This is a genomic window from Chromobacterium fluminis, assembly GCF_011602385.1.
GTDB lineage: Bacteria > Pseudomonadota > Gammaproteobacteria > Burkholderiales > Chromobacteriaceae > Chromobacterium > Chromobacterium fluminis.
The window spans coordinates 44,121-69,583 of sequence record NZ_JAAOMA010000022.1 but is presented as its reverse complement, the minus strand read 5'-3'; the positions used below and the strand labels follow the sequence as shown (position 1 = coordinate 69,583).

Sequence of the window (25,463 nt, the reverse complement as noted above, 5' to 3'; positions counted from 1 at the left end):
GGAACTACACCATGAAATCTCTCTTCATCGGCGGCCCTGCCGACGGCAAACGCTTAGACGTGGCAGACGGCCTGGAGCAGGTCAAAATTGCCCCGCCAATGCCTGCTCTGGAACGTTTCACCCACGCTAACGCCACGCCGAAGAACACCACGTTTGAAGACGTCCCCTACTACGCGGGGAGGCTTCGGAACCACAGGGGCGAGTCCTTCCGCGTTTTTCATACGCGCGACATCGATGACGTGGTCAAGGCGCTGATCGATGGCTATCGCCAACCGTTGCATGATGCTGACCACCTCGCGGAGGAGTTGCAAACCGCCAAACACGAACTCTCCGTTCTGGCCAAGGCCATCCGCAACGCAGCGATTAAAGCCGGCATCTGCCGCGCCGATGCCGCATTGACCGGCCCGCATCTGCTGATGCTGTGCGATGACCTGGCAGAGGCCGCCCGAGAGAAGCCGGCCGGCGAGCCGGTTGCCTGGCGGCACAGCTTGACTCACAGCCTGCACGATCTCGAAGGCGAGGTGGAACTGGCTGATGGCAATGAGTGGGCCGAACCGCTCTACACCGCTCCGCCCGTGTCGCCTGATGCCTTCGCGCTGCTGGAAATCTGGCAAACCTGGCTCGGTTCGGGCCGCGAGTCGTGCAGCGAGTACGACAAGCAGCTATGGGACCGGATTGACGCTGTGCTGGCCAGCAAGGAGCCGAAACATGACTGATCTGGAAAAGCAGCTGCTCGATGTAGCGCGCTCGATACTGGCAGACGACATGCTGCCGCTTCTGCCGGCCGAGTATGTGGCCAAGGTTCGCTCTGCCATCGCAACCGCCGAGGCCGCAGCCACCAGCGCCCAGCCGGCGCCCAACTATCCGGCCGTTCCGGATGGTTGGCCGGATGAGTCGTGGCTGATCAACACCATTCTGAAGTTTCGCATCGGCGAAACGCCACATGGTATCGAAACGGCACAGCGCTGCGCCCGTCTGATCTCACGTCGATATAACGCCGCCATGCTCGCGGCCGCGCCGCAGGCAACCGGTAAGGATTCATTACAGGTTCAGGACGAGCCGCCCGCGCCGGGCAGCGGCCGCGGTGTCATGTTCATTGAGTTCTTGTCGGCGCAGGCGGCCAAGGCCGGGCGCAAAGAATTGTCGGCTGATCTGCTGGCCGCGATCCGCGCCGGCGGCGAGATGGGCATCCCAGGATTGCCGGCTCCGGCCGAACCAGCCTGCCACATTGCCGAGGTCAGCGACGAAGAAGTGGCCATCGCCTGCACACCGGCGCAGCGCCTGCTGTTGCGGGAAGGGATGCAGCTCTACGCCGCGCCGGTTGCTGGTGGCGCGATACAAGTCCGCAAGCTCGGGATTTTCGGCAAGGCGTATGACGGCCCGCAGGAAAAGCGCGCCTACACGTATACGGATCAGCCGCACAACGTCGCGGCGTGGAGGCTGGGCCGCGCGACAGCCAAAGTCTCTGCGGGTGGCGATCTCATAGATCGCGGGCTTTCGCTGCTATCCACGCTCCAGGCAGAAGGCTTTGGCGTGTTTGAGATGGCCGACGATTCGCTGGCGGCCGGACCGCAGGAAGGCGGCGAGGCATGAAGATCAAACTCGGTGATAAGGTCGTGACGCGGCTTCCACCGGTTGAGTTCGACACCGGCCACGACTCGATGCAATCCAAAATCGTTGCTGCCGGCCGGCGGCACGCGCTCAGAGGTGGAAGCATCTGCGACTGCCCGTGGTCCAGCGGCGTCACTGCCGAATGGTGGCACGCGGGGTTTGCGAGCGCAGAAGCGAGAGGGGGGAGTGATGCAAACCACTGACCAAAGCCGCGCGAAGCAGGAGTTGCAGGCGCGGCTGATCGAGATGACGGCCGTTGATGAGCATGAAGTCTCCTGCCTCTATCGGGACCACGAGATCCTTGTATCACGGGATTTTGAGGGCGACGACTGGTACATCCAAGTGTTCGCTCCGTGCGGCCGGATGGCTTATGACGGCTGGTGGCATTGCTCTACGGACAAGAGCGCTGAAGAGGCGGTGCTTGAGGCGCTGACCGGCGCATTGCTGCGAGAGAAAGGGGGCGAGTGATGGCGTGCGAGCACTGCACCGGGCTTGATGGCGACGTCTTGTGTCCGTACTACGGCCACGCCCCGCACGTCCACACTCAGCCGGTGGGCGGCACCGTCTTTGTCGGCGAGCCGCCGGACAACTTCATCCCGGACCCTGACGCGCCGGGCCTGGGAACTTGGTATTGCCCGGTCTGCAAGGCGGGCATGGAAGGAAATGAATGAAAGACGTCCTCGCGTTTATCGGAGCCGTCCTCGTCGTCCTCACGCTGCTCGGCTCTGCCGGCGTTGGCGACTTCGTTTTCTACTATGGCCCCAGCATTCAGCAGTGGTGCCAGCAGAAAGGAGCCAAATGAAAACCGCAGTTGAACAAGGCGCGGCGCTGATCGGCCGCGAGGTCAAGATTGGCAAGCGACAAGGCAAGATTGAAGCCGTCCGCAAGGGTCGGCCGCTGACCGACATCTACACCGAGGCTGTGGACAGCGACACCGTTCAGTTTCAACTGAGGCTGGCGGGCGGGCGCACTTGGTGGAGCGACAGCTACCCGCGGCAGGAGAGCGAACATGCTGACTGCTGACGAGCTGGACGCAATACGCGGCGCTGCGGCAAATGGTTTCGTAATGTCGCAAGCCATCATCTCCCATATCGACGCCCAAGCCGCCCGCATCACCGAGCTGGAGCAGGACGCAGCTCGGCTGGATAGCGGATGCATACGCACGCTGGAGCGGGATGATTTTGGCGAGGAACATTACTGCATCCGAAATGGAATTAATCTGCGCGCGGCCATCGACGCCGCGATGTCCACCCAGGCCGCCACCGAACGGCCATAGTTTTGAGGTGATGATGATCCCCGATCAACGTGTTATCCAGCTGGCCGGCGAGCACGGGCTCGCGCTGTCCGGCGCCGCAGTGCAGGGCAGTCGCCACGCCCTCCTCCAAACCATTCGCTCCGCAGTTGCTGAGTCTGTCCCTACCACGCCCTTCCATCTGCAGCTGGTCAACGAGATCCGCGACGAGATGCTGGCCGCCAACGCGCGCGCGGCGCAGCTTGAGCGCGATATCCAGACCCTCCTCCAGATGACCTTCGGCGGCGTCCGCTGGCCGGAGGGGCAGGACGCCGCAGCTGTTGCCCATTACATCGCGCAGCTTCGGCAGCAAAACATCTTGGGCGTTGACCAGCTGAAACCCGGCAATCGCTATTGGACACGCTGCGGCCCGCCGATGAAGTGGGCGCTGATCGATGTCAGCAACTTGGAAGGCATCCGCTACGGCATGAAGGGCTGGGAGTTTGTCGGGCCGGTACTTCCGCCAATGATTGACGCGGTGATATAGCGCCATCTGGAAACACGCATTTGATTAATTATGAGGCTGCTTCGGCGGCCTTTTTTATTTTGAGGGCAACCATGTATAGGTTCGTCACCATCGAAAGGTTTGCAGAGCAGACCGGATATACGCCGGTTGCCATCAGAACCAAAATCCGGGACGGCATTTGGAAGGAAGGTGTCGTTTGGAGGAAAGCGCCCGATGATCGGGTGCTGATTGACACGGAGGGTTATCAGGAATGGGTACAGAACGGGAGTACGACGGCGTTCGGGCCGCTTCGGCCTCAACGATCGAAATCGATTTCTACTATGCGGGAGAGCGCTGCAGGGAGCGGATCAAGCTTCAGCCCACCCCCGCTAATATGAAACGCGCGGCCCAACACCGGGCCGCCGTTTTGATTGCAATTGAGCAAGGTACTTTTGATTACGCAACGACATTTCCGAATTCGAAACGAGCCTCAACATTGGCGAGAGCGACTTCTGGCAAAATGTTGGCGAGCGACTATTTAGTTATCTGGCTAGAAAAGAAATCATTGACTATTAAGTCAAGCACAATAAATGGATATCGGAAAATAATTTACGGCCACTTAATTGCCATCCTCGGCAATGATTCATTGGCCGATGTTTCTCGAAGTTCTCTGAGGGATAAATTCTCCAACATCGCCTGCAAGAATAAAACCCTTGCCAATATTCAATCTGTCTTACGGGCCGCATTAACCGATGCACTTGAGGAGGGCTTAATAAGTTCCAATCCAATTGCAGATTGGACTTACCGAAAGGTCGAGCCACCGAAATTAAGCGATGATATCGATCCGTTCACCTCAGAAGAACAAAACCGCATCTTGCAAGCATGCGAAGGGCAAGCCCGAAATTTCATTCAGTTTGCTTTCTGGACTGGTCTGCGCACATCTGAAATAGTTGCGCTTGATTGGTCTGATGTCGACTGGACAAGAAAGGTTATCAAGGTCAATAAGGCCATAACCCAAAAGTCCGGGGAAGCTGAGGACACAAAGACCAGAGCGGGACGAAGGGAGGTGAAGCTTCTCGCCCCTGCTCTATCGGCGCTGATAGATCAAAAGCAATTCACCTATCAACAATGGGCGGAGATTTTCCAGAACCCGAACACGGGAGAACGCTGGACCGGAGACCAGCCAATCCGCAAAACGATGTGGACTCATGTTCTGAAGCTCGCCCATGTTCGTTACCGCTACCCCTATCAAACTCGCCACACCTACGCATCCATGATGTTGTCCGCCGGCGAGCATCCGATGTGGGTTGCAAAACAGATGGGGCACGCTGACTGGGGCATGATCAGGAAGACGTATGGACGCTGGATACCCTCCGAAGTCGACGATGCTGGCAGTAGAGCAGTCGCCATGTTTTGTAAGGAACCGGGAAGTGGTGAAGAGGAATAAAAATGGCCAGCGGTCTGTATTTGGTCGGCAATTCAAATCCTGCCTTTAATTTGCAAGGCTTTACGCGGGTTCGATTCCCGCCGCCTCCACCACAACACCATTTCATGACGCGTCATGAAGACTCAAAAGCCCCGACAGCTCAAAGCTATCGGGGTTTTTTGTCGCTTGAGGTTCAGCATGCGCCACCCTCGTCGCAGTGCCCCCATTCCAAGGATGTGAACATGAAAGAGCAGACGCCATCGAGCAAGCACCGTATTGAACCGGGACGCCACGACAAGACCATGCCGGCCGGCCTGGCCAAAGTACTGGAAATGCTTGGCGCCGCCATCAAGCCGCCGTCGGGCGACGCGACGGGCGTCAAAGAGGCTGAGCCGATGGCGGACGCAAACCGGGACCCCCAGGCTGGCAAACCACCCTCCGCGCCCTAAACGCCCCGACCATCTCCGCTCCCCATGAAAAATGCCGCCGGCGCGAAGCGCGGGCGGCATGCTTGAACAGGGAAGGCCAGCTTACATCGAATCCAACACCTTGATGCCCAACAGATCCAGGCCGGTTTTCAGCGTCTTGGCGGTCAGCGCCGACAACTGCAGACGGCTGGCGCGGACTTCGCCCTCGCTCTTGAGGATGGGGCAAGCCTCGTAGAAACGCGAGAACAGCGTGGCGATGTTGTACAGATACTGGGACAGGTAGTGCGGATAGCAGCCGTCCACCACCGCCTGCAAGGTGTCCTCAAACTGAGCCAACGCGGCGGCCAGGTGCTTCTCCGCCGGCTCGGCGATGACGATGGCGGCATTGGCGTCGTAGTCACCGGCCTTGCGGAACACGCTCTGTACGCGGGTGTAGGCGTATTGCAGATAGGGCGCGGTATTGCCCTCGAAGGCCAGCATGGTGTCCCAGTTGAAGATGTAGTCGCTCATGCGGTTCTTTGACAAGTCCGCGTACTTGACCGCGCCGATGCCCACGGCCGCGGCGATATTGCGGCGCTCGGCTTCCGACAGATCCGGGTTCTTCTCCGAGACCAGCGCGAACGCGCGCTCTTCGGCTTCCTGCAGCAGCTCGATCAGCTTGACGGTGCCGCCGGAGCGGGTCTTGAACGGCTTGCCGTCGTCGCCCATCATCACGCCGAAACCAACATGTTCCAGCTTCATGCTTTCCGGCGCGAAGCCGGCCTTGCGGCAGATGGAGAACATCTGAGCGAAGTGCTGGCTCTGACGCGCGTCCACCACGTAGATCACACGGTCAAGGTTCAGGGTTTTATGGCGATAGCGCACCGCGCCCAAGTCGGTGGTGGTGTACAGATAACCGCCGTCCTTTTTCTGGATGATCACGCCCATGGGCTTGTCTTCCTGGGTGCGGAATTCTTCCAGGAACACCACTTGGGCGCCGTCGTCCTCGGTCAACAGGCTTGCCGCGCGCAACTCCTCGACGATGACCGGCAGATCGTCATTGTACGAGGATTCGCCACGCACATGCTCGCGCTTGAGGCCGACGTTGAGCTTCTGGTACACCGCCTCGCAATGCTTCAGCGATACGTCGACGAACTGCTCCCACAGCTTAAGCACGTTCTGGTCGCCGCCTTGCAGCTTGACCACGTAGTCGCGGGCGCGGTTGGCGAAATCTTCGCTTTCGTCGAAACGCACCTTGGCGTTGCGGTAGAAGGTCTCCAGGTCGGACAGCTGCAGCTCGGCGTCGCCAGCGTGGCTGGTTTCCACCAGGTAAGCGGTCAACATGCCGAACTGAGTGCCCCAGTCCCCCACATGATTGGCGCGCACCACGTCGTGGCCGACATACTCCATCACTCGGGCCAGCGCGTCGCCGATGATGCTGGAACGCAGGTGGCCGACGTGCATTTCCTTGGCCAGGTTGGGCGAGGAGTACTCCACCATCACGCGCTGCGGCGCAACGCGGTGGATGCCTAGCTTGTCGTCTTTCAGGGCGGCTTCGCTTCGTCGGGCAAGATATTCAGGGGCTAAATGAATATTGATGAAACCCGGACCGGCGATTTCCACCTTGTCGGCGATGCCGGCAAGATCCAGCGCGGCAACCACTTTCTGGGCCAGTTCGCGCGGGTTGGTCTTAAGCTGCTTGGCAGCGCTCATCACGCCATTGGCTTGATAGTCGCCAAATTCCGGCTTGGACGCCGGCTGCACCACGGCGGGCGCGTCCGGCGCGCCGGCTGCCGCTAGGGCGGCCTGCACCCGTTGATTGATCAGTTGAAGAATAGTCATTAGAGCCCCAAGAATTGCCGCGAAAACGAAAATTAGTCTTCGCTTCTGAAAAAAACTACTTATTGATTGTATTCCCGCTTGCCATCAGGGGCAATGCTTGCAGCCAAGCCGCGTCGGTAAAATAAGCCTCAAGCGACGACGTTTGGGATTTACGGCCAAGAGCCGGCTCAAAACCAGCGGGTTTCGCCCATGGCCGGCAATTGAAACACCTCCGGTGAGATATTCCATTGCGCTAGCGCGGCGGCAAGATCGTCCTGCGGCCGGTCCAGCGGCTCGTCGGTAAGGATGAAGCTGCCCCAATGCACCGCCCAGGCGGCTCGCCCGCCGGTGTCCAGCAAAATGCGCACAGCCTCCTCCGGATTCACGTGCTGCGGGCGGAGAAACCAGCGCGGCTCGTAAGCGCCTATCGGCAACAAGGCCAGATCCACCGCGCCGATGCGTTCGCCTATCAGCTGGAACAGCTGGTCCTGATAGCCGGTGTCGCCCGGATACCAGAACTGAAGCCCGTCGCCGCGCACGGCGAAGCCGCCCCACAGCGCGCGGTTTTCATCGCCCATCATCCAGCGCTTGCTCCAATGATGAGCCGGCGTCAGTTCCGCCTCCACGCCGCCCAGACGGCAACACTGCCACCAGTCCAACTCCTGAATCCGCGACGCCGGCACGCCGGCGCGCCGCAGGGTCGCGCCCACGCCCAGCGGCGCGGCGAACTGCGGGCAGCCGGCCGGCTGGCGCGCCAGCCGGCGTACGGTGTTGAAGTCGAGATGATCGTAATGATTGTGAGTGATCAGCACCAAATCGATCGCAGGCAGTTCCTGCAAAGCCATCGGCGGCGGCAACTGCCGCTCCGGCCCGGCCCACTGGAACGGCGAGGCGCGTTGCGACCAGATCGGGTCGATCAGAATGTTCTTGCCGCACAGCTGGATGAAGCTGGTGGCGTGGGCGACCCAGGTCAGCGACGGCCGGTCTCGGTTGGCGTTCAGCGCGGCCAGCTCCGGCGCCTGGCGCGGGATACGCTCCAGCCTGTGCTTCACCGCCGGCATGCGGCTGCGCTGCCACTCCCAGCGCAACACGTCGGCCAGGCTTGGTTGCCGAAACGGAAACAGATTGCGGTAGCCGTCCGCCTGATGATGCGGCTGCCGCGGGTCCGGCCGGTAGACGGGCAGCGGCCAGCGGTCTTGCAGCCAGGACTTCAATCGCGACATGACGTCACCATACCGAAAGAATTCCGGCATTGTCGCCGATGAAAGAGGAAAACAAAAGACGGCCGGCGCCGCCGTCTCGCCGACGGCGCCGGCCCGCCTCCCCCGCGGTCAGCCTTGGGCAAAGGCCAGTTTCATCTCGCGCTCGCGCTTGCGCGCCGCCATGCGCATATAGATGTTGGCCGCCACCACACCGGCCGACACCAACACGATGAACAACGTTGCCAACGCGTTCATTTCCGGATTCAGGCCCAGCCGCACCCGCGAGAAGATCACCATGGGCAAGGTGGTTGAGCCGGGGCCGGACAGGAAGGCGGTCAGCACCAGGTCGTCCAGCGACAGCGTGAACGACAGCAGCCAGCCGGACACCAGCGCCTGCGAGATCAACGGCAGCGTGATCACGAAGAACACCTTCAAGGGACGCGCGCCCAAATCCATCGCTGCCTCTTCCAGCGACAGGTTCAATTCGCGTACCCGCGACTGCACCACGATGGCGACATAGGACACGCACAACATCACATGGCCTATCCAGATGGTGAACACGCCGCGCCCTTCCGGCCAGCCGAAGGCCTGCTCCATCGCCACGAACAACAGCAGCAGGGAAATGCCCTGAATCACCTCGGGAATGACCAGCGGCGCGTTGATCATGCCGGCGAACAACGGGAACAGGCGGAAACGGCCAAAGCGCGCCAGCACGAAACCGGCCCAGGTGCCGATCACCACCGAGGCGGTGGCGGTCATCAGCGCGATCTTGACGCTGAGCCAGGCGGCGTTGATCAGTTCGTCGTCCTCCAGCAAGGCGGCATACCACTTGGTGGAGAAGCCGGACCATACCGTCACCAGCTTGGACTCGTTGAACGAGTACAGAACCAGCAGCGCGATCGGCAGATAGAGAAAACCGTAACCCAGGCCCAACACCAGAAGGGACAACGTCTTGTTGGGCTTGATCATCTCGCGGCCTCCATATTCTTGACCTGGTAGTGCTGGAACAGCGCCATCGGCACCAGGAGCAGCAGCACCATCGCGCAGGTCACCGTCGCCGCCATCGGCCAATCCATATTGTTGAAGAACTCATCCCACATCACGCGACCTATCATCAGCGTGTCGGAGCCGCCCAACAGTTCCGGAATCACGTACTCGCCCACCGCCGGGATGAACACCAACAGGCTGCCGGCGATGATGCCGTTCTTGGACAACGGCAAGGTCACCTGTACAAAGGCCTTCCACGGCCTGGCGCCCAGGTCGTAGGCCGCTTCCAGCAAACGCAGGTCCATTTTCACCAGATGGGCGTACAAGGGCATGATCATGAACGGCAGGTAGGAAAACACCATGCCGATATAGACCGCCCAGTTGGTGTGGTAGAGCCGCAGCGGCGTGTCGACCACGCCCAGCCACAGCAGGAACTGATTGAGGAAGCCGTCGTTCTTCAGAATGCCGATCCAGGCGTAGACGCGGATCAGGTAGGAGGTCCAGAACGGCAGCATCACCATCATCATCAAGGTGTTGCGCGCGCTGTCGGAAGCCCGGGCGATGTAATAAGCCATCGGATAGCCGATCAACAGACACAGCACGGTGGAAACGAAGGCCATCTTCACCGAACTGATATAGGTGGCGAAGTACAAGTCGTCGCCCAGCATGAACTTGTAATGACCGATGTTCAGCGCAATGGTGAAAACGTCGTTTTCCAGCTTGGTGAGCGGGGTGTATGGCGGAATGCCCAGTTGTTGCTGCGAGAAGCTGATGCCCACCACCAGCAGGAAGGGCAGCAGGAAGAACACCAGCAAAAACAGGAACGGCATGCCGATGACGGTGGTTCTGCCCGACGGCAGCCAACGGCTTAGCTTAAGACTTTTCATGTCAGCACCACATGGCCGGTTTGATCCGGCTCGCTTGCATTGCTTTTGTGCCGTCCCCCAGGCCCGTCTTGGAAGCGGCTCAAAATCCAGCCAACTGGAGCGAGGCAAGGCGAAAACAGCGGAGAAAGCGAATGGGCATGGGGTGCATGAACATTTCGAATTCGGCGCTCGCCGAGGCACACCTCACTACGCGCAGCGGAGTTTGAACAGCTTATGACGCGGGCTGCCGGTTGAACGGCCTCCTCTTGAACTCCTCTCCCGGATACCCACGGCCGTGGCGGCCGGACATCGCGCCTTCCCTCCTCCTGTCACATGCGACCCGGCCGCGCGCGTGCCCGCCGGCCTGGCTGGCCAGCGGCGCGCTCGCGCTCGGATCGACTCACGGCAGCCGCCGGCCCGATTCAGACTGGCGCGGCGGCGTTGTTGGATGCCTGCCTCAGCGCCCTGTCTTCAACTGCGTCCACAGGCGGTTCTGCAGGCGCATGATGTCGGATGGCAGGGGCTTGAGCAGGAACAGCGTTTTAACGACGGACTCCGACGGATACACGCCCGGGGCGTTAGCTATTTCCGGCTTCACGTATTTGCGCGCGGCGGCGTTGGCTGTCGGGTAGAACACCTCGTTGGTGATCGCGGCGTTGACTTCCGGCGACTGGATGTAGTTGATCCATTTAAGCGCGGCCTCGGGATGCGGCGCATCCTTGGGCACCACCATCACATCGAACCAGAGCGGCGCGCCGCTCTTGGGAATCACATAGGCCAGTTGGTACGGCCGCTTGGATTCCTGGGCGCGGTGCTTGGCGATGTTGACGTCGCCGGAAAAGCCCAACGCCAGACAGATGTCGCCGTTGGCGAGATCGTTGATATAGCCGGAGGAATTGAACTGGGTGATGTAGGGGCGGATTTTCTTCAGCGCTTCGAAGGCGGCCTGGTAGTCGGCGGGGTTCTTGCTGTTAGGGTCTTTGCCCAAGTGGTGCAGAGCAACGGCGAACACGTCGTTGGCTTGATCCAGCACCGATACGCCGCAGCCCTTGAGCTTGGACACGTATTTGGGATCGAACAGGATGTCCCAGCTGTCCAGCGGCGCATCCTTGCCCAGCACCGCCTTGACCTTGGTCAGATTGTAGCCGAGACCGTCGGTGCCGTAGGCCCAGGGCACGCCATGGGCGTTGGCCGGGTCCGCGTCCACGATCTTGGCCATCAGCGCCTTGTCCAGATTGGCCAGATTGGGCAGCTTGGACTTGTCCAGCTTCTGGTAGATGCCGGCCTCAATCTGCTTGGCCATGAAGTTGGAGGTGGGCACCACGATGTCGTAGCCGGCGCGGCCGGTCAGCATCTTGGCCTGCAAGGTGTCGTCGCTATCGTAGACGTCGTACTTGACCTTGATGCCGCTCTGTTTTTCAAATCCGGGAATGGTGGACTTGGCGATGTAGTCCGACCAGTTGTAGACATTCAGCACCTTGTCTTCGGCATGCGCCGCCGCAACCGGCAGCAACATCAGCAATGAACACAGCGCTTTGCGAACCAGCTTATTCTGCATGACAGGCTTCCTAATGGAACGGGTCGCGCAGTCCGACGCCGGGCCTGCGGCCTGCGGACATCGGGCGACCCGATAACGGCAACCTCAGCGCCACGCTCCCCGCCCGTTGCCGGGCCATGGCGCTGCTCCATTTTCCCCGGCCGCCTGGGCGGACCTGGGTCGAATGCGGCACGAGCTTGCGGCTGGCGGACCGGTTCCGGCGCCGCCCATCGCGTGCTGCTCATGCCAACTTACACCCCGCAGCGCGCCATGCCATCTGTCCGCGCGTAACGGTTTGCAACTTTCGAGGTGCTAAGGGTCATGATTCAGGCCGTTCCGCCCCGCGTTCTATTTGGCGAGTGTCGATGAACGGCCAGGGAAACCTGCATGCGAAGCCTGCGCTTCCATGCCGATGCGCGACCGCTAGGCGGCCATTGCTGCTCACATCGTCTCCTCTTGTCTCCACGCTCAGCGAATGTTTAATAAAATTTACATCTCTCTCTGATACGTGACTACTTTTTAACCATATTTTTTTATACACGCAACTTTTATTGATCTTGCAGCGCAAAAAAATAAACACTTACGCCACAGTCTGATTACAAACGTTCACTATTATCAACAACTCGAGGTAAAGCTCACCCAATCCACAGCACCCAAAACGCATGAACGCGGCGTAGGGTTGACCAAAAACGTCGCAATAACGAAAAAAACAGGCGGCCATTAGCCGCCTGTCTTACTCCATTGCTACCCTACCAGATCAGAACAGCCGCGCCAGCAAGGCCTTTTCCTTGCCCTGCATGCCGGGGATCTTGACCTGCATGCCGTTGCCGGCCGCCACGCTCACCGGCTGATCGTTGCGCGTCATCTGCGCCAGTTCGATGATCTGGTTGCCATTCGGATGGATGATTTCAATGCGATCGCCCACCGCGAAGCGGTTCTTCACCTCGATCAGCGCCCAACCGTCGGCGTCCACCGACAGCACGTCGCCGACGTACTGGCTCTGCTTGGCCTTGGAATGGCCGGTGAGGTAGTTCTGGTATTCCTGGGTCTGGTGACGCTCCAGGAAGCCCGGGGTGTAGCCGCGGTTGGCGAGGCCGTCCAGCTCGGCCAGCAGGCCGAGGTCGAACGGGCGGCCGGCCACGGCGTCGTCGATCGCCTTGCGGTAGACCTGAGCCGCGCGCGCCACATAGTACAGGCTCTTGGTGCGGCCTTCGATCTTCAGCGAATCCACGCCGATTTTGGCCAGCTTCTCCACCTGCTCCACCGCGCGCAGGTCCTTGGAGTTCATGATGTAGGTGCCGTGCTCGTCTTCGATGATGGGCATCAGCTCGCCGGGACGGCTGCCCTCTTCGATCAGATAGGTCTTGTCCGCCAGCGGATGGCGCTCGGCGCCGCCGCAGGAGGCGAAACTCTGATTGGCCTCTTCCAGCGCCTTGTTGAAGTCGAACTGGATGGTCTGCACATCGCCGGCGTCGTCGCCCTGAGTGTCGTGCACCTTGTAATCCCAGCGGCAGGCGTTGGTACAGGTGCCCTGGTTCGGATCGCGGTGATTGAAGTAGCCGGACAGCAGGCAGCGGCCGGAGTAAGCGATGCACAGCGCGCCATGCACGAAGACTTCCAGCTCGATGTCCGGGCATTGCTGGCGGATTTCGGCGATCTCGTCCAGGCTCAGTTCGCGCGACAGAATGATGCGCGACACGCCCAGCTTCTGCCAGAACTTGACGCCCATGTAATTGACGGTATTGGCCTGCACCGACAAATGGATGGGCACTTCCGGCCATTTTTCGCGCACCATCATGATCAGGCCGGGATCGGCCATGATCAGCGCGTCCGGCTTCATCGCGATCACCGGCTCCATATCGGCCATATAGGTCTTGATCTTGCTGTTGTGCGGCAGGATATTGCTGGCGACGAAGAACAGTTTGCCGCGCGCGTGGGCTTCGTCTATGCCCTGCTTCAGCTCTTCCAGCTTGAAGTCGTTGTTGCGGGCGCGCAGGCTGTAGCGCGGCTGGCCGGCGTAGACGGCGTCGGCGCCGAAGTCGTAGGCGGCGCGCATCTTGTCCAGCGTGCCGGCTGGCAGCAGAAGTTCCGGTGCTTTCATTGTTTATTCTGGTGGGGTTCGTTGAGCGTGGGCTCAGTGCAGCAGACAGGACATCGGCAACGGCTCGCGGTCCGGCTCAACAAAGCCTTTGCGCGCCGACTCGTCGTCCAGGCGCTCTGAAGAATAGTGTTGCAGGATCACCGCGCGGGGGTCGGCCAGCATGTCCGGGCAGTGGCTGGCGAACGCTTCCCAATCTTCCAGCAACTGCGGCTGGCTGGCCATCCGGCTGTACAAAATCACCAGGATGGCCATGGTCAGGGTGTGGTGGTACTTCATCGCCGCGCCGTTCACCATGGCGAAACGGGACAGCGCGCGCGCGCAGCGGGCGGCGGCCTCCGGCGCCGGGTATTGGCGACGATAGGCCCAGGCGGCGTACAAATGCGCGCGATGGTTGAAGTCGGATGCAGGCAGCGCATTGGTTTCCAATTGGCGCAGGAATGCCTGATGGTCCATGACTCGGTTTCTCCGAAAATTCCAAAAAGCAAAGGCTCCACCCAATGTGGAGCCCTGACCCTTATCGATACGGGGGCGATTATGCGCGGCCTGCCGGTGTCAGTCAAGCCCGCTCGCCGTCCGCAATCAACACTTTAAGCCGCTGTTTTAAAAATCCTTTTTTGGTTTAAGGTCTTTTCGCCAATGCCAGCAAAGCGCTGAACTGGCAGATCAGGGCCAGCAACATCGCCAGCGGACACAGAATGACCAGCAACGGACCGGGACCGCCGTCAAAGCCGCGCCACAGCGCCGAGCTGAGCGCAAAGATCAAGGTGCTGAGCAGCAGCACCGTCATGGCGAAGCGTCGCTGCCTTTGCATCTTCTTAAACAAATTCAATAGCATGTTTCATCGTTCCAGGTAAGGCCGCCAGCATTCTAGCCGGCTGAAGCGGTGTCGTCTTCGCACAAGGCGCGCAGTGCCTCCAGCTCCCTGGCTGAAAACCCCGCCCGCTCGCGGGCGGCCAGATTATAAGCCCCGCGGTAAAGCTGGACATCGTGGCGTCGCAGCAGTTCCTGAAAACAGGCCTCCGGTTCCAGTCCGCGCTGCCGGCACAGCCGGCCGAACCAGGCGTTGCCGATGCGCACATGTCCCACTTCCTCGCGCAGGATGATGTCCAGCACCGCCACGCTCGCGTGATCGCCAATGCCGGCCAGCCGCCGCTGAATGCCCGGCGTCACGTCCAGGCCGCGCGCCTCCAGCACCCTGGGCACCAGGGCCATCCGCGCCAGCGGATCGTAATCGGTCTTGCAGCTCATCGCCCACAGGCCGTTGTGAGCGGGGAAATCGCCGTAGTCGTGGCCCAGCTCCCGCAGACGCCGCAGCAAGAGGGAGAAGTGGCGCGCTTCTTCCGCGGCGACTTGCAACCAGTCGCTGACGAAGGCGTCCGGCATCTCGCGGAAGCGCCAAGCGGCGTCCAGCGCCAGGTTGACGGCGTTGAATTCGATATGGGCGATGGCATGGAGCAAGGCGGCATGCCCTTGTCGCGAGGACAGGCTGCGCTTGGGCACTTTGGACGGATGCACCAGCTCCGGCAGCGAAGGACGTCCAGCCTCGGGCAACGGGTACGGCGGCGGCACATCCACTCGGCGTGGGAGCGCGTCGACGCGCCAGCCCCGCAAGGCCTCGACCGCCAGCGCCATCTTGCGCTCAACGTCGCGGCACAGCAGCGCCGCTTCCAACTGCGGGTAAAGTGATGTCGGCTCGCTCATGGTCGGACATTCTAGCCGACCTTGGCGCGCCTCAGCACCTGTTCAAAGTCTAGCGAGCTAAGGTGAGACAAGGCGAAAACCGCTGAGAAAGCGGCGTGTACACACGGTACATGAGCATTTCGAAGGGGCACTCTCCGTGTCACGTCTCACGACGCGCAGCAGATCGTAAACAGGTTCTCAGGCCGGATTGGTTTCATTCTGTCTGGCCATCCAGGCCTCAAACTCGGCCAGCGCCGCGTCGAAGGCCGGCATCAAGGCCGCCACCTGTTCCAGCGACTGGGCCTTGCCCGCCTTTTCCACCGCTTCGGCGGCGTCGCCCAAAGCGTTGACGCCCACCATGCGGCTGGCGCCCTTGACCCGGTGGGCGGCGAAGCTGACGCGGTCGCTGGAGCCTTCCTCGATGGCGCTGCGCAGCTCGCCCACGTCCTCGGCGTTGCCCTGCTGGAAGTCGCGCAGGATTTCCAGCTCCACTTGCAGGTCGCCGTTGCTGTACACCTGCAGAACGGAGCGGTCCACCGGCCCGTCCTCTGGCCCTGCCTCGGCAGGCGGCGGAGGCGCGATTTCCGGAGCTCCCTCCGTCGTCGTCCATTTTTGCAGAGCGGCGGACAGCTCCGCGATCGACAGCGGCTTGGTCAGGAAATCATCCATGCCCGCTTCACGAGTCTTGTCCAGCTCCTCCTTGGCGGCGTTGGCGGTACAGGCGACGATGGGAATATGGCCTCGCGCCGGTTCCTCTTGCTCCTGCGCGCGCACCAGCCGCGCTAGTTGATAACCATCTATGCCAGGCATGTGGCAATCAGTCAGAATCATCGAGTAGCGGCCGGTTTGCCATTTAGCGAAGGCCTGCTCGCCGTCCTCGGCCCATTCCGCCGAATAACCCAGTTTTTCCAGTTGTTTGAGTGTGAGCTTTCGGTTGGTCGGGTTGTCCTCGGCAAACAGAATGGGCAACACGCGCTGCTCCGGCGAAGGCGCCGCGGTTTCGATCTCCTCCTCGCGCGGCGTCTCCGCCGGCACATGGATCTGGGGCAGGCTGACCGGGGCCACCACCTGTTCCGACCACTCCGCTTCCAGCAACAGGCTCGCGCAACTGCCCTTGCCCAATTCGCTCTCCAGCTCCACGTGGCCGCCCATCAGACCGGCCAGCCGCCGGCAGATGGCAAGCCCCAGGCCGGTGCCGCCAAAACGCCGGGTGGTGTCGGAATCCGCCTGAGTGAAAGGCTGGAACAACCTGGACAAGCTGTCCTCGGTCATGCCGATGCCGCTGTCCTCCACCTCGAAACTAAGCGATTGATAATTGGCCATGGTGCTGAGCACCTTGACGCGGATGGTCACGCCGCCCTGAGCCGTGAACTTGATCGCGTTGCTGATGAAGTTCTGCAAAATCTGCCGTACGCGCAATGGATCCAGCACCAGCGTCGGCGCCAGTTGCTCATCCACCTCCAGCTGGAAATCCAAGCCCTTCTTGTAGGCGTTTTCCTGGTACAGACTGCGGATGCTCTCCAAACCGGCCGCGTCGCCGTGGGCGCGGTGACGATCTCCAGTTTGTCGGCCTCGATCTTGGAAAAATCCAGAATATCGTCGATCAATCGCAATAGCGTGTGCGCGGAATCGTGTATCGTGGCCACCGCGTCCCGCTGCTCGCCGTCCAGCCGGGTCATGTTCAACAACTCCAACATGCCCAGCACCCCGTTCATCGGCGTGCGGATCTCGTGGCTCATGGTGGCGAGGAAGGCGCTCTTGGCGCGGTTGGCGGCATTGGCCTGGTCCCGCGCCATGCGCAGTTCGAACTCGGCCATCTTGCGTTCGGTGATGTCCAGGCAGGCCAGGATCATCACGCCCTCCACCGTTTCCGTCGCCACCATCTGACCTTCGAACAAAACCCAGATCGGGAGGCCGGCACCGGTAAAACACTCCAGCTCACAGTGAACGCGCGTGCCTTGCCGCATTTGCTGCAAATGCTCGGTCAGCTCGATCCAGCCTTGATCCGAAGCCATCAGCTCCATCAAGTGCATGCCAACCAGGCCGTAGACTCCGACATCAAAAATCATTTCCGCCGTCTGATTGGAACGGGATATCTGCAATTGCTCGTTCAGACGCAGCAAGCCCACCGGGGACGAGGCGAACACCGCCTCCTCTTCCTGCAGCACGGTGCGCAACTGCGCTTCCGACACCTTGCGCCGAGCCTCCTCGTCGTAAAAACCCAGGATATTGGCGTAAGCGCCGATCAGAGGCTGCATGCCTACGCCCAGTCGGTACACATCCGGCTGTTGCATGCACACCGCGGCGGCGACATCGCCGCCCAGCATCACCGGCAGGGAAATCCAGGTAGAGCGCTCGCTGAGCAGTTGGAACAATTGACTGAGCGGAGCGGCCGCATGCGCCACTTCCGACAGCGGCGGCAACTCCGGCGGCCATTGGCCTGCCTGCAAGCACAAGGACTGCCCGCCCTCTTCCAACGGCGACCAAGCCACCAGCAGACATTCGCGAGCGCCAGTATGGTGGCAGAACACGCGATGCAGCTCTTCAAACACCTTGTCGCGCGGCTCCCTCGCCAACAGCATGCCCTCCACCACCGAAATCGCGGACAACAACTCGACGCTGCGCTCCAGCGAGGTTTCCGCCTGCCGCCTTTGCTGTTCGTTTCGCACCGTGAGCATGCGCCAACCATGGTCCCGGCTATTGTTGAACTGGCTAAGGGAAATCGCCACATAGAAACGCTCGCCCTTGGCGGACAAGCCCTCCCCGGCCAGCGCCACCGTTTCCTGATCGTTCAGCGCTTGGGTCAGATGCGCGGCGCCGCCCGGCACCTCCAGCAAACTGTAGACCGACATGCCGTGCAACGCCGCCTGAGGGTAAACGAACATCTTGCCGGCTCCGGCGTTGGCGATCTCGATCCGCCCATTGCGATTGACGATCAGCACCGCGTCGCCGGAGGCGTCCAGCATATGCTTCAAGGCGGACAACGGCCGCAGCACGCGCCGCACCATGTAGTACAGCAGCACCAGCACCAGGCCCAGCGCCAACATGCCAAACAGGCCGTCGCGCACCATGCGGAACAAATTGACTCGTCGGCTCTCGTCAATGCGATCGGCCGTCATCCGTTCCACCATGTCGAAAACCCGCTGCAATTCCCCGTCCAGCTCCGCCAAGCTGGCGTGAAAATTCGTGGCCTGACTGAAGGGCTGGGCGCCGTCGATTTGCTCAAGTTGCAGCTTAACCACCAATTGCAGCTTCAGCGTCAAGGTGGTCAAACTGGTGAACTCCGCGGTCAGCGCTTCGTCGTGCACCCCCAGGATCACCGGGCGCAGTTGCTCCACCATCAACATCGCAGAACTAAGCCGGAAGGCCAGATCGTCCTCGATGTCGCGGTTCATCCTATGTCCCAATTGCTCGCGCATGATCAACGCCACAGCGTTGCCGCGCAATTGGCCGCCCAACTGCCACAAGCTCTGCTTGATCATCATCAGGCCGTTGAGGGTGGGATCGCCCTGGCTGGCCAGTTGCGCCATGTCCGCGGCCAGAATGCCGCCGGCCTCGTTGCGCATCCGCGCCGTGGCCAAGTACAGCAAATTGCTCAAGGACTCACTCTGAAAGTCCGGCCGACGCAACTCCGCGTAGGATTCCTCACGCAGCACTTTGAAATCATGGGCCAGATTGCGCAACCGTATCTGACTGGAGGCGTCCATGCCGGTCATCACGGGAATGGAGGCCAGCGCCAGGTCGAACTTGGCGTCCGTATTGCGGGCGAGCCCGCTTAGCTCCTCGCGCTGTTGCGACGTAGGCGGGGATTTCGCCGTCAACAACAAGCGCAGCTTGCTGCTCTCCAGATTTTCCGAGCTAACCGCCTGATACAAGGCGGAAATATCGCGATTGAGTTCGGCCACGTGCCGGGCCGTGCGATAGGAATCCCAAGACTCGTTCAACAAGCGCAGAATGGCCATCGCCTGCAACACGCCGAGCAACAGCACAATCAGGATGACCGCTCGGCGGATGGATTTGATATGGTCTTGGCGCGACCTGGCAAACTTCATTGACGGCCACTCAATGTTCGCGAGACGACTCGGCTTCCGTCTCGGAAACCTCCTCGACGAAAAGCCGCAACACGCCATAACGATCGCTGAAATCACGCAATACCGTGATCTGGTTGGCGGAGATGGCGGCGCCGCGCGGCAGCAGCAAATGGCCGTGTTTACTGAATAGGTCCTGGGCCAGCACCGCTCCGGCCTTGACCGTCAACAAACTCACCGCCGTCCCCGCCGGCGCCTCGGGCAGCGCCGGGGCGTCGAACAATCGGCCAAAGACCTTGCGGTCGTATTCGGTGCCGGTGGCGACGCCGTAATAGCTGAACGGATCGATTTCCGGCCGCTTGCGCTGCATCGCCGCCACAATCGCCTTCTCAACATCGGCCGGCTTAGGCGGCTTGACCACGAAGCCGTCGGCGTGCAGCTGGCTGGCCAGCACCACATTGCTGCGGTCCGCATGACCGGACAAAAACACGAACGGCAGGTTGGAAGGATTCATGGTGTGCCCGCAACGCAACTCCTTGAGCAGGTCCATGCCGTTCATCGGCGCCATCTGCACATCGCACAGCACCAGGTCCACCATGCGGATGTCCAACAGCCGCATCGACGCGGTGCCGTCCGCGGTTTGAAAAATGGCGTCCGAACGCATGCCCATGGCCTGCAAGGCCTGGCCGATCAATGAACGCACCAAGGTCTGATCGTCCACGACCAGTATCCGCATCCGCGAAAAATCCACCGCCGCAACACTCATCCCGCGCCTCCTTCCGCCGCCGCGGTTTCTTGGCTCCGCCGCAAATAATCGCTCAATTCGTTTTCGCGCACCGGCAAAGCCATACAAGCGCCCTGCACGCAAGGACAGCCCATCTCCTGCGCCAACGCGACGTCCTCCTCCTCATCGACGCCGCTTGCGGTGATCGCCCCCGGCGGCAAACCGTAAATGCGCAAAAAACGCAGTGCCTGCGGATCCGCTCCCAGCATGGCTCGTATCCATTGCAGGGATTCGATGGGGATGTTCACATGGTCGAACGGCAGCTTGAGCATATTGCTCTGAGTCAGCGAGCCGGTACCGAAGTGATCGGCGATCAGCCGGAACCCCAGATACTTGATCTTGGCGACGTTCTCGAAAGCCTGAGCCGGCGACTGTTGGCCCAGGCCCTCGGCCAACTCAAAACCCAACAGGCGCGGCGGCACGCCTCGCTGCTGCAACAGGGAATGACAGTGATCGAACAGGTTTTCACTCTCCAGGCAGGCTTTGTCGATGCGCACATTGAAACCGCACTCCTCGCCCAATCCTTGTTGGCGCAAGCCAGCCAGCAAGCTGGCGATGCGCGCCACCAATTCCTCCAGCACCAGCGCGGAAATTCCCTTGCGGCGCGTCAGCACATTGAACAGTCCCGCGCTCCACTCCACCCGCCCTTGCGGCCGGATCAGCGCCGTCACGTCGAAGCCTGCCAGCCGGTGGCCGGACAGACTCAAGATCGGCTCAAGCTCCAGCTTGAACTCCCCGGAGCACACGTCGGCGAAAAAGCTCTCCACTTCCAGTTGCTGTACCTGATAGGCGCGCTCCAGATCGTTGAAGATGCTGTTGAGCGCGGTGAGAAAGGATTCCGCCGAATAGGGCTTGGACAGGAAGCGGGTGCTGCCTATGCCCAAGCTGCAGGCCATCTCGCTGATAGTGTTCAGGGTCTTGCCGTCATAGCCGGAAATGATCAGCAACGCCGCCTGGTAACCGAGTAAAGCCACGTGTTTGATGAAGTCGATGCCGTTCATGCCCGGCATGCCGATATCGGTGACAATCAGGTCGTAGTTGTTCTCGCCGATGCTGCGCAGCGCCTCAGCCGGATCGCTGAACTCATCGATGGCCACTTCGTAACGACTAAAGAAGCTGGCCTGACGAGAAATCAATTTCCGCAACACCAGCTGATCTTCAAGAATCAGAAACCGTTTTGCTGGCAAGCCCATGGGATATCCCCCTTAGCATCGCGCGCGGGCACTCTGCCGGCCGGCCGCAACCCAATTTAAATACGACATTCGAGTAATATTGATATAGGTCGTTAACCTCGCAGCCACAACCACAGCTTGCAATCTTCTCCCGCGACGGCGTTCCGCTTGTGCAATTGCCGCCACCGCCATGCATAATGAGAACATTGTCACGCTAGGAGCCACGCCATGCTGTTCCAGTCCCGCCAGCTCGGCCAAGTCGATATCGACGAGAGCACTGTCATCACTTTCCCCCGCGGCATTCCCGCGCTGGAAAACTGCACCCGTTTCAAGCTGTTTCACAACGCCACTCAGGCGCAGCCTCAAGTGTTCTGGCTCCAATCCTTGGACGACCCCGGCATCATCTTCAGCATCACCACGCCGGAAGCGCTGGACATCCGCTACGAGATCGAATTGGACGACACCGAGGTGTCCGAACTGAAATTGCAACAGCCGCAGGATGTGGCCATCCTGCTCATGCTGAGTAATCAGGCCGACGAGCAACATCCAGCCTTGTCCACGATGAAGGCGAACATTCGCAACCCTCTGGTGGTCAATCTGCAAAGCCGCACCGGCTTGCAAAAAGTGGGGCTGCAGTGCGACATCCTGCTGCATAACCGCTGATGCCCGTCCCAACCCGCTGTGCCTGGTGCGGCGACGATCCCCTCTACGTCGCCTATCACGACGAGGAATGGGGATGTCCCGAGCGCGACGACCGCAAGCTGTTTGAAATGCTGATTCTGGAAGGCGCTCAGGCCGGTCTGTCCTGGATCACCATTCTGCGCAAGCGCGACGGCTACCGCCGCGCTTTTCACGGTTTCGACCCGGTCAAAGTGGCGGCGATGGACGACGGCGACGTTGAGCGCCTGATGCAGGACGCCGGCATCGTGCGCAACCGGCTGAAAATCCAGAGCGCCATCCGCAACGCCAAGGTATTCCTGCAAATGCAGCAACAGCACGGCAGTTTCGCCGACTGGCTGTGGGCGCATGTGGACGGCCGGCCGATACTACGCCGCCGCGACGACGAGCGGGTGCCCGCCAGCACCGAGCTGTCCGACCGCATCAGCAAGGCGCTGAAGAAAGCCGGCATGAACTTCGTCGGCAGCACGGTGATTTACGCCTATCTACAGGCCTGCGGCGTGGTCAACGATCATATGTCCGCCTGCTTCCGCCACCCTGATCGCGGCTAAGCGCGCCGCGCAAAAAAAAAGCCCGGGAATCCGGGCTTTTTTACGAGCGGGCCTGTGCTCAGGCGAAGCTCAGACGGCCGTCGCGCGCCTCTACCATAATGGTGGATTTCGGCGGGTACTCGCCCGCCAGGATGGCCTTGGCCAGCGGATTCTCCAACTCGGACTGGATCGCCCTCTTCAAGGGCCGCGCGCCGTAGACCGGATCGAAGCCGGCTTCGGACAGCAAGGCCAGCGCCTCCTCACTGATCTGCAAGTCCAAATCGAGCTTGGCCAGTCGGCCTTCCAGGCTCTTAAGCTGGATGCGGGCGATGGACTTGATGTGCTGCTCGCCCAGGCCGTGGAACACCACCACCTCGTCGATGCGGTTGATAAACTCCGGCCGGAAGTGGGTTTTCACCTCCGCCATCACCGCCAGCTTGATCACCTGGTAATCATCGGTGTCCATTGCCTGTATCTGCTGACTGCCAATATTGGACGTCATCACCACCACCGTGTTCTTGAAGTCCACGGTGCGACCCTGGCCGTCGGTCAAGCGGCCGTCGTCCAACACTTGCAGCAGGATGTTGAACACGTCCGGGTGCGCTTTCTCCACCTCGTCCAGCAAGATCACGCTATACGGCTTGCGGCGCACCTGCTCGGTCAGATAGCCGCCCTCCTCGTAGCCGACGTAGCCCGGCGGCGCGCCGATCAGCCGCGCCACCGAATGCTTCTCCATGTACTCGGACATATCGATGCGGATCAAGTGGTCTTCGCTGTCGAACATGAATCCGGCCAAGGTCTTGCACAGCTCGGTCTTGCCCACGCCGGTCGGCCCCAGGAACAGGAAGGAGCCGTAAGGCTTGTTGGGATCCGCCAGGCCGGAACGGGAGCGACGGATGGCGTCGGCCACCGCGCTGACCGCCTCGTCCTGCCCCACCACGCGCTGATGCAACACCTCCTCCATGCGCAGCAGCTTGTCGCGCTCGCCTTCCAGCATCTTGGACACCGGAATGCCGGTGGCGCGGCTGACCACCTCTGCAATCTCCTCCGCCCCCACCTGGGTGCGCAGCAAACGGTTGGGCTTGGCCTGCTCGCCGGCGCCGGCCGCCTCCGCGTCCTTCAGCCTTGCTTCCAGCTGCGGCAGCTTGCCGTACTGCAGTTCCGCCAGCTTCTGCCAATCGCCCTTGCGCTTCAGGTCCTCCATCTCCACCTTAAGCCGCTCAATCTCCTCCTTGATGCTCTGCGAGCCCTGTTGCGCGGCTTTTTCCGCCTTCCAGATCTCGTCCAGATCCGCATAGGCGCGCGACAGCTCGGCGATCTCGTCCTCGATCAGCTTCAGCCGCTTTTGCGAGGCCTCGTCGCTTTCCTTGTTCACCGCCTCGCGCTCGATCTTCAGCTGGATCAGCCGGCGGTCCAGCCTGTCCATCTCTTCCGGCTTGGAGTCCAGCTCCATCTTGATGCGGCTGGCGGCCTCGTCGATCAGGTCGATGGCCTTGTCCGGCAGGAAGCGGTCGGTGATGTAGCGCTGCGACAGCTCGGCGGCGGCGACAATGGCCGGGTCGGTGATATCCACGCCGTGATGGATCTCATACTTTTCTTGCAAGCCGCGCAGGATGGCGATGGTGTCCTCCACCGAAGGCTCGCCGACCAGCACTTTCTGGAAGCGGCGCTCCAGCGCCGCGTCTTTTTCGATGTAACGACGGTACTCGTCCAGCGTGGTGGCCCCGATGCAGTGCAGTTCCCCGCGCGCCAGCGCCGGCTTCAGCATATTGCCGGCGTCCATCGCGCCTTCCGCCTTGCCCGCTCCCACCAGGGTGTGGATCTCGTCGATGAAGATCAGGGTCTGGCCGTCGTCCTTGGACAGATCATTCAACACCGCTTTCAGCCGCTCCTCAAACTCGCCGCGGAACTTGGCGCCGGCAATCAGCGCGGCCAGATCCAGCACCAGCAGGCGCTTGTTTTTCAGGCTTTCCGGCACTTCGCCGTTAACAATGCGCTGAGCCAGGCCTTCGACGATGGCGGTCTTGCCGACGCCGGGCTCCCCGATCAACACCGGGTTGTTCTTGGTGCGCCGCTGCAAAACCTGGATGGCGCGGCGGATTTCGTCGTCGCGGCCGATCACCGGGTCCAGCTTGCCCTGACGCGCGCGTTCGGTCAGGTCCTGGGTGTACTTTTTCAAGGCTTCTCGCTGGCTTTCCGCATCCTGGTTGGACACGCTCTCGCCGCCGCGCACCGCGTCAATCGCGGCCTGAATCGCCGCAGGCTGACCGCCATGCTCTTTCAACAGCCGGGAAGCCTCGCCCTTGTCCTGGCTCAGAGCGGACAAGAACAGCTCGCTGGCGATGAACTCGTCGCCCAGCTTCATCGCCGCCTTATCGCTCAGGTTCAACAGATTGGCCAAATCGCGCGACACGGTGATCTCGCCGCCGTTGCCCTGCACCCGCGGCAAACGCTGTAAAGATTGGTTTAGCGCGCCCTTCAGGCCGGGCACATTGACGCCGGCGCGCGCCAGCAGGCCGGCGATGCCGCCATCGGCGTCGTCAAGCATGGTCAGCAGCAAATGCTGCGGCTCAATATAAGCATGGTCTTGAGACAGGGCCAGGCTCTGGGCATCCCCCAGCGCCTGCTGGAACTTGGTGGTCAGCTTGTCGAATCGCATGGAGTGGCTCCTTCGGAACGTTGATATGCACTATTTGGGCATGGCCAGTTGCTTTTCAAGCCTCTCTATTATCGATCTTGAACTCAATTTTACACTTGGCGCCACTTCCACATGGCATTGCCGAAAAACTTAATCTATGCATTAAATCAAGAGCGGTATCGGACCAGGCCCTGACAGAAGGTCCCAAGTCTTGAGCCGCCCGTCTGATGAAATCGCTTACCGAATCTTAAAAAGGGGC

Annotated in this window: 26 protein-coding genes; 12 read left to right on the top strand and 14 right to left on the bottom strand. The window is 61.0% G+C overall.

From position 1 onward, the window contains the following. Positions 1 to 11: 11 nt before the first annotated feature. From HA052_RS15930 to HA052_RS15890, 10 genes are all read left to right on the top strand, one after another. A complete protein-coding gene (locus HA052_RS15930) occupies positions 12 to 716 on the top strand; it encodes a hypothetical protein (protein WP_166452622.1) in 705 nt (234 codons plus the stop codon). After that, positions 709 to 1,593, top strand: coding sequence for a hypothetical protein (locus tag HA052_RS15925; protein ID WP_166452621.1), 885 nt, complete (start codon positions 709 to 711; stop codon positions 1,591 to 1,593). Before HA052_RS15930 ends, HA052_RS15925 begins: the two co-directional genes overlap by 8 nt. A 207-nt stretch (positions 1,594 to 1,800) precedes the next feature. Continuing rightward, complete coding sequence (locus tag HA052_RS15920; RefSeq protein ID WP_166452620.1) at positions 1,801 to 2,079, top strand: hypothetical protein; 279 nt, start codon at positions 1,801 to 1,803, stop codon at positions 2,077 to 2,079. Then, complete coding sequence (locus HA052_RS15915; RefSeq protein ID WP_166452619.1) at positions 2,079 to 2,282, top strand: hypothetical protein; 204 nt, start codon at positions 2,079 to 2,081, stop codon at positions 2,280 to 2,282. The genes HA052_RS15920 and HA052_RS15915 overlap by 1 nt, the downstream gene beginning before the upstream one ends. Next, complete coding sequence (locus HA052_RS27985) at positions 2,279 to 2,413, top strand: hypothetical protein (protein WP_277345107.1); 135 nt, start codon at positions 2,279 to 2,281, stop codon at positions 2,411 to 2,413. Before HA052_RS15915 ends, HA052_RS27985 begins: the two co-directional genes overlap by 4 nt. After that, entirely contained in the window at positions 2,410 to 2,634 is a 225-nt protein-coding gene (locus tag HA052_RS15910; RefSeq protein ID WP_166452618.1) for a hypothetical protein, read from the top strand. Before HA052_RS27985 ends, HA052_RS15910 begins: the two co-directional genes overlap by 4 nt. Further along, the gene (locus tag HA052_RS15905; RefSeq protein ID WP_166452617.1) at positions 2,621 to 2,887 is read left to right on the top strand and encodes a hypothetical protein; all 267 of its coding nucleotides are present in this window, start codon (positions 2,621 to 2,623) and stop codon (positions 2,885 to 2,887) included. Before HA052_RS15910 ends, HA052_RS15905 begins: the two co-directional genes overlap by 14 nt. Before the next feature lie 13 nt (positions 2,888 to 2,900). Beyond that, entirely contained in the window at positions 2,901 to 3,389 is a 489-nt protein-coding gene (locus HA052_RS15900) for a hypothetical protein (protein ID WP_166452616.1), read from the top strand. A gap of 229 nt (positions 3,390 to 3,618) precedes the next feature. Then, the gene (locus HA052_RS15895; RefSeq protein WP_166452615.1) at positions 3,619 to 4,794 is read left to right on the top strand and encodes a tyrosine-type recombinase/integrase; all 1,176 of its coding nucleotides are present in this window, start codon (positions 3,619 to 3,621) and stop codon (positions 4,792 to 4,794) included. Positions 4,795 to 4,796: 2 nt separating this feature from the next. Then, on the top strand, positions 4,797 to 5,222 hold the full coding sequence (locus HA052_RS15890) for a hypothetical protein (RefSeq protein WP_166452614.1): 426 nt from the start codon (positions 4,797 to 4,799) through the stop codon (positions 5,220 to 5,222). A gap of 81 nt (positions 5,223 to 5,303) precedes the next feature. On the opposite strand, the gene argS is transcribed toward HA052_RS15890, so the two are convergent. From argS to HA052_RS15820, 13 genes are all read right to left on the bottom strand, one after another. Next, on the bottom strand, positions 5,304 to 7,022 hold the full coding sequence (gene argS / locus HA052_RS15885; protein ID WP_166452613.1) for an arginine--tRNA ligase: 1,719 nt from the start codon (positions 7,020 to 7,022) through the stop codon (positions 5,304 to 5,306). 167 nt (positions 7,023 to 7,189) lie between these two features. Further along, positions 7,190 to 8,224, bottom strand: a complete 1,035-nt coding sequence (locus HA052_RS15880) for an MBL fold metallo-hydrolase (protein ID WP_166452612.1) — start codon at positions 8,222 to 8,224, stop codon at positions 7,190 to 7,192. 108 nt (positions 8,225 to 8,332) lie between these two features. Continuing rightward, on the bottom strand, positions 8,333 to 9,172 hold the full coding sequence (locus tag HA052_RS15875) for an ABC transporter permease subunit (RefSeq protein WP_166452611.1): 840 nt from the start codon (positions 9,170 to 9,172) through the stop codon (positions 8,333 to 8,335). Next, the gene (locus HA052_RS15870; protein ID WP_043631192.1) at positions 9,169 to 10,077 is read right to left on the bottom strand and encodes an ABC transporter permease subunit; all 909 of its coding nucleotides are present in this window, start codon (positions 10,075 to 10,077) and stop codon (positions 9,169 to 9,171) included. The genes HA052_RS15875 and HA052_RS15870 overlap by 4 nt, the downstream gene beginning before the upstream one ends. Positions 10,078 to 10,513: 436 nt before the next feature. Continuing rightward, on the bottom strand, positions 10,514 to 11,614 hold the full coding sequence (locus HA052_RS15865; protein WP_166452610.1) for a polyamine ABC transporter substrate-binding protein: 1,101 nt from the start codon (positions 11,612 to 11,614) through the stop codon (positions 10,514 to 10,516). A gap of 736 nt (positions 11,615 to 12,350) precedes the next feature. Further along, positions 12,351 to 13,694 carry a prephenate-dependent tRNA uridine(34) hydroxylase TrhP gene (trhP, locus tag HA052_RS15860; RefSeq protein ID WP_166452609.1) on the bottom strand — a complete coding sequence of 448 codons (1,344 nt, stop codon included), beginning with the start codon at positions 13,692 to 13,694 and terminating at the stop codon, positions 12,351 to 12,353. 33 nt (positions 13,695 to 13,727) lie between these two features. Further along, positions 13,728 to 14,147, bottom strand: coding sequence for a hypothetical protein (locus tag HA052_RS15855; RefSeq protein WP_019101451.1), 420 nt, complete (start codon positions 14,145 to 14,147; stop codon positions 13,728 to 13,730). Positions 14,148 to 14,313: 166 nt separating this feature from the next. Next, positions 14,314 to 14,529, bottom strand: coding sequence for a hypothetical protein (locus tag HA052_RS15850; RefSeq protein ID WP_166452608.1), 216 nt, complete (start codon positions 14,527 to 14,529; stop codon positions 14,314 to 14,316). Between the two features lie 32 nt (positions 14,530 to 14,561). Continuing rightward, positions 14,562 to 15,395, bottom strand: a complete 834-nt coding sequence (locus HA052_RS15845) for a ferritin-like domain-containing protein (protein ID WP_166452607.1) — start codon at positions 15,393 to 15,395, stop codon at positions 14,562 to 14,564. 177 nt (positions 15,396 to 15,572) lie between these two features. Next, positions 15,573 to 16,805 (bottom strand): ATP-binding protein, encoded by a 1,233-nt coding sequence (locus tag HA052_RS15840; protein WP_346774564.1) that lies wholly within the window; start codon positions 16,803 to 16,805, stop codon positions 15,573 to 15,575. Further along, positions 16,724 to 19,426 carry a histidine kinase dimerization/phospho-acceptor domain-containing protein gene (locus HA052_RS27685; RefSeq protein ID WP_240937382.1) on the bottom strand — a complete coding sequence of 901 codons (2,703 nt, stop codon included), beginning with the start codon at positions 19,424 to 19,426 and terminating at the stop codon, positions 16,724 to 16,726. Before HA052_RS27685 ends, HA052_RS15840 begins: the two co-directional genes overlap by 82 nt. Before the next feature lie 10 nt (positions 19,427 to 19,436). Then, a complete protein-coding gene (locus HA052_RS15825; protein ID WP_166452605.1) occupies positions 19,437 to 20,168 on the bottom strand; it encodes a response regulator in 732 nt (243 codons plus the stop codon). Further along, the gene (locus HA052_RS15820) at positions 20,165 to 21,379 is read right to left on the bottom strand and encodes an EAL domain-containing response regulator (RefSeq protein WP_166452604.1); all 1,215 of its coding nucleotides are present in this window, start codon (positions 21,377 to 21,379) and stop codon (positions 20,165 to 20,167) included. The genes HA052_RS15825 and HA052_RS15820 overlap by 4 nt, the downstream gene beginning before the upstream one ends. Positions 21,380 to 21,586: 207 nt before the next feature. On the opposite strand from HA052_RS15820, the gene fliW reads away from it, so the two are divergent. Next, on the top strand, positions 21,587 to 22,021 hold the full coding sequence (gene fliW / locus HA052_RS15815; RefSeq protein WP_166452603.1) for a flagellar assembly protein FliW: 435 nt from the start codon (positions 21,587 to 21,589) through the stop codon (positions 22,019 to 22,021). After that, positions 22,021 to 22,587 (top strand): DNA-3-methyladenine glycosylase I, encoded by a 567-nt coding sequence (locus HA052_RS15810; protein ID WP_081546677.1) that lies wholly within the window; start codon positions 22,021 to 22,023, stop codon positions 22,585 to 22,587. Before fliW ends, HA052_RS15810 begins: the two co-directional genes overlap by 1 nt. 58 nt (positions 22,588 to 22,645) lie before the next feature. On the opposite strand, the gene clpB is transcribed toward HA052_RS15810, so the two are convergent. Beyond that, positions 22,646 to 25,225, bottom strand: coding sequence for an ATP-dependent chaperone ClpB (gene clpB, locus HA052_RS15805; protein ID WP_081546679.1), 2,580 nt, complete (start codon positions 25,223 to 25,225; stop codon positions 22,646 to 22,648). Positions 25,226 to 25,463 lie beyond the last annotated feature (238 nt).

Coding starts and splice junctions, on each gene's coding strand:
- HA052_RS15930 (WP_166452622.1), top strand. CDS start 12: ATGAAATCTCTCTTCATCGGCGGCCCTGCCGACGGCAAACGCTTAGAC.
- HA052_RS15925 (WP_166452621.1), top strand. CDS start 709: ATGACTGATCTGGAAAAGCAGCTGCTCGATGTAGCGCGCTCGATACTG.
- HA052_RS15920 (WP_166452620.1), top strand. CDS start 1,801: ATGCAAACCACTGACCAAAGCCGCGCGAAGCAGGAGTTGCAGGCGCGG.
- HA052_RS15915 (WP_166452619.1), top strand. CDS start 2,079: ATGGCGTGCGAGCACTGCACCGGGCTTGATGGCGACGTCTTGTGTCCG.
- HA052_RS27985 (WP_277345107.1), top strand. CDS start 2,279: ATGAAAGACGTCCTCGCGTTTATCGGAGCCGTCCTCGTCGTCCTCACG.
- HA052_RS15910 (WP_166452618.1), top strand. CDS start 2,410: ATGAAAACCGCAGTTGAACAAGGCGCGGCGCTGATCGGCCGCGAGGTC.
- HA052_RS15905 (WP_166452617.1), top strand. CDS start 2,621: ATGCTGACTGCTGACGAGCTGGACGCAATACGCGGCGCTGCGGCAAAT.
- HA052_RS15900 (WP_166452616.1), top strand. CDS start 2,901: ATGATCCCCGATCAACGTGTTATCCAGCTGGCCGGCGAGCACGGGCTC.
- HA052_RS15895 (WP_166452615.1), top strand. CDS start 3,619: ATGGGTACAGAACGGGAGTACGACGGCGTTCGGGCCGCTTCGGCCTCA.
- HA052_RS15890 (WP_166452614.1), top strand. CDS start 4,797: ATGGCCAGCGGTCTGTATTTGGTCGGCAATTCAAATCCTGCCTTTAAT.
- argS (WP_166452613.1), bottom strand. CDS start 7,022: ATGACTATTCTTCAACTGATCAATCAACGGGTGCAGGCCGCCCTAGCG.
- HA052_RS15880 (WP_166452612.1), bottom strand. CDS start 8,224: ATGTCGCGATTGAAGTCCTGGCTGCAAGACCGCTGGCCGCTGCCCGTC.
- HA052_RS15875 (WP_166452611.1), bottom strand. CDS start 9,172: ATGATCAAGCCCAACAAGACGTTGTCCCTTCTGGTGTTGGGCCTGGGT.
- HA052_RS15870 (WP_043631192.1), bottom strand. CDS start 10,077: ATGAAAAGTCTTAAGCTAAGCCGTTGGCTGCCGTCGGGCAGAACCACC.
- HA052_RS15865 (WP_166452610.1), bottom strand. CDS start 11,614: ATGCAGAATAAGCTGGTTCGCAAAGCGCTGTGTTCATTGCTGATGTTG.
- trhP (WP_166452609.1), bottom strand. CDS start 13,694: ATGAAAGCACCGGAACTTCTGCTGCCAGCCGGCACGCTGGACAAGATG.
- HA052_RS15855 (WP_019101451.1), bottom strand. CDS start 14,147: ATGGACCATCAGGCATTCCTGCGCCAATTGGAAACCAATGCGCTGCCT.
- HA052_RS15850 (WP_166452608.1), bottom strand. CDS start 14,529: ATGCTATTGAATTTGTTTAAGAAGATGCAAAGGCAGCGACGCTTCGCC.
- HA052_RS15845 (WP_166452607.1), bottom strand. CDS start 15,395: ATGAGCGAGCCGACATCACTTTACCCGCAGTTGGAAGCGGCGCTGCTG.
- HA052_RS27685 (WP_240937382.1), bottom strand. CDS start 19,426: ATGAAGTTTGCCAGGTCGCGCCAAGACCATATCAAATCCATCCGCCGA.
- HA052_RS15825 (WP_166452605.1), bottom strand. CDS start 20,168: ATGAGTGTTGCGGCGGTGGATTTTTCGCGGATGCGGATACTGGTCGTG.
- HA052_RS15820 (WP_166452604.1), bottom strand. CDS start 21,379: ATGGGCTTGCCAGCAAAACGGTTTCTGATTCTTGAAGATCAGCTGGTG.
- fliW (WP_166452603.1), top strand. CDS start 21,587: ATGCTGTTCCAGTCCCGCCAGCTCGGCCAAGTCGATATCGACGAGAGC.
- HA052_RS15810 (WP_081546677.1), top strand. CDS start 22,021: ATGCCCGTCCCAACCCGCTGTGCCTGGTGCGGCGACGATCCCCTCTAC.
- clpB (WP_081546679.1), bottom strand. CDS start 25,225: ATGCGATTCGACAAGCTGACCACCAAGTTCCAGCAGGCGCTGGGGGAT.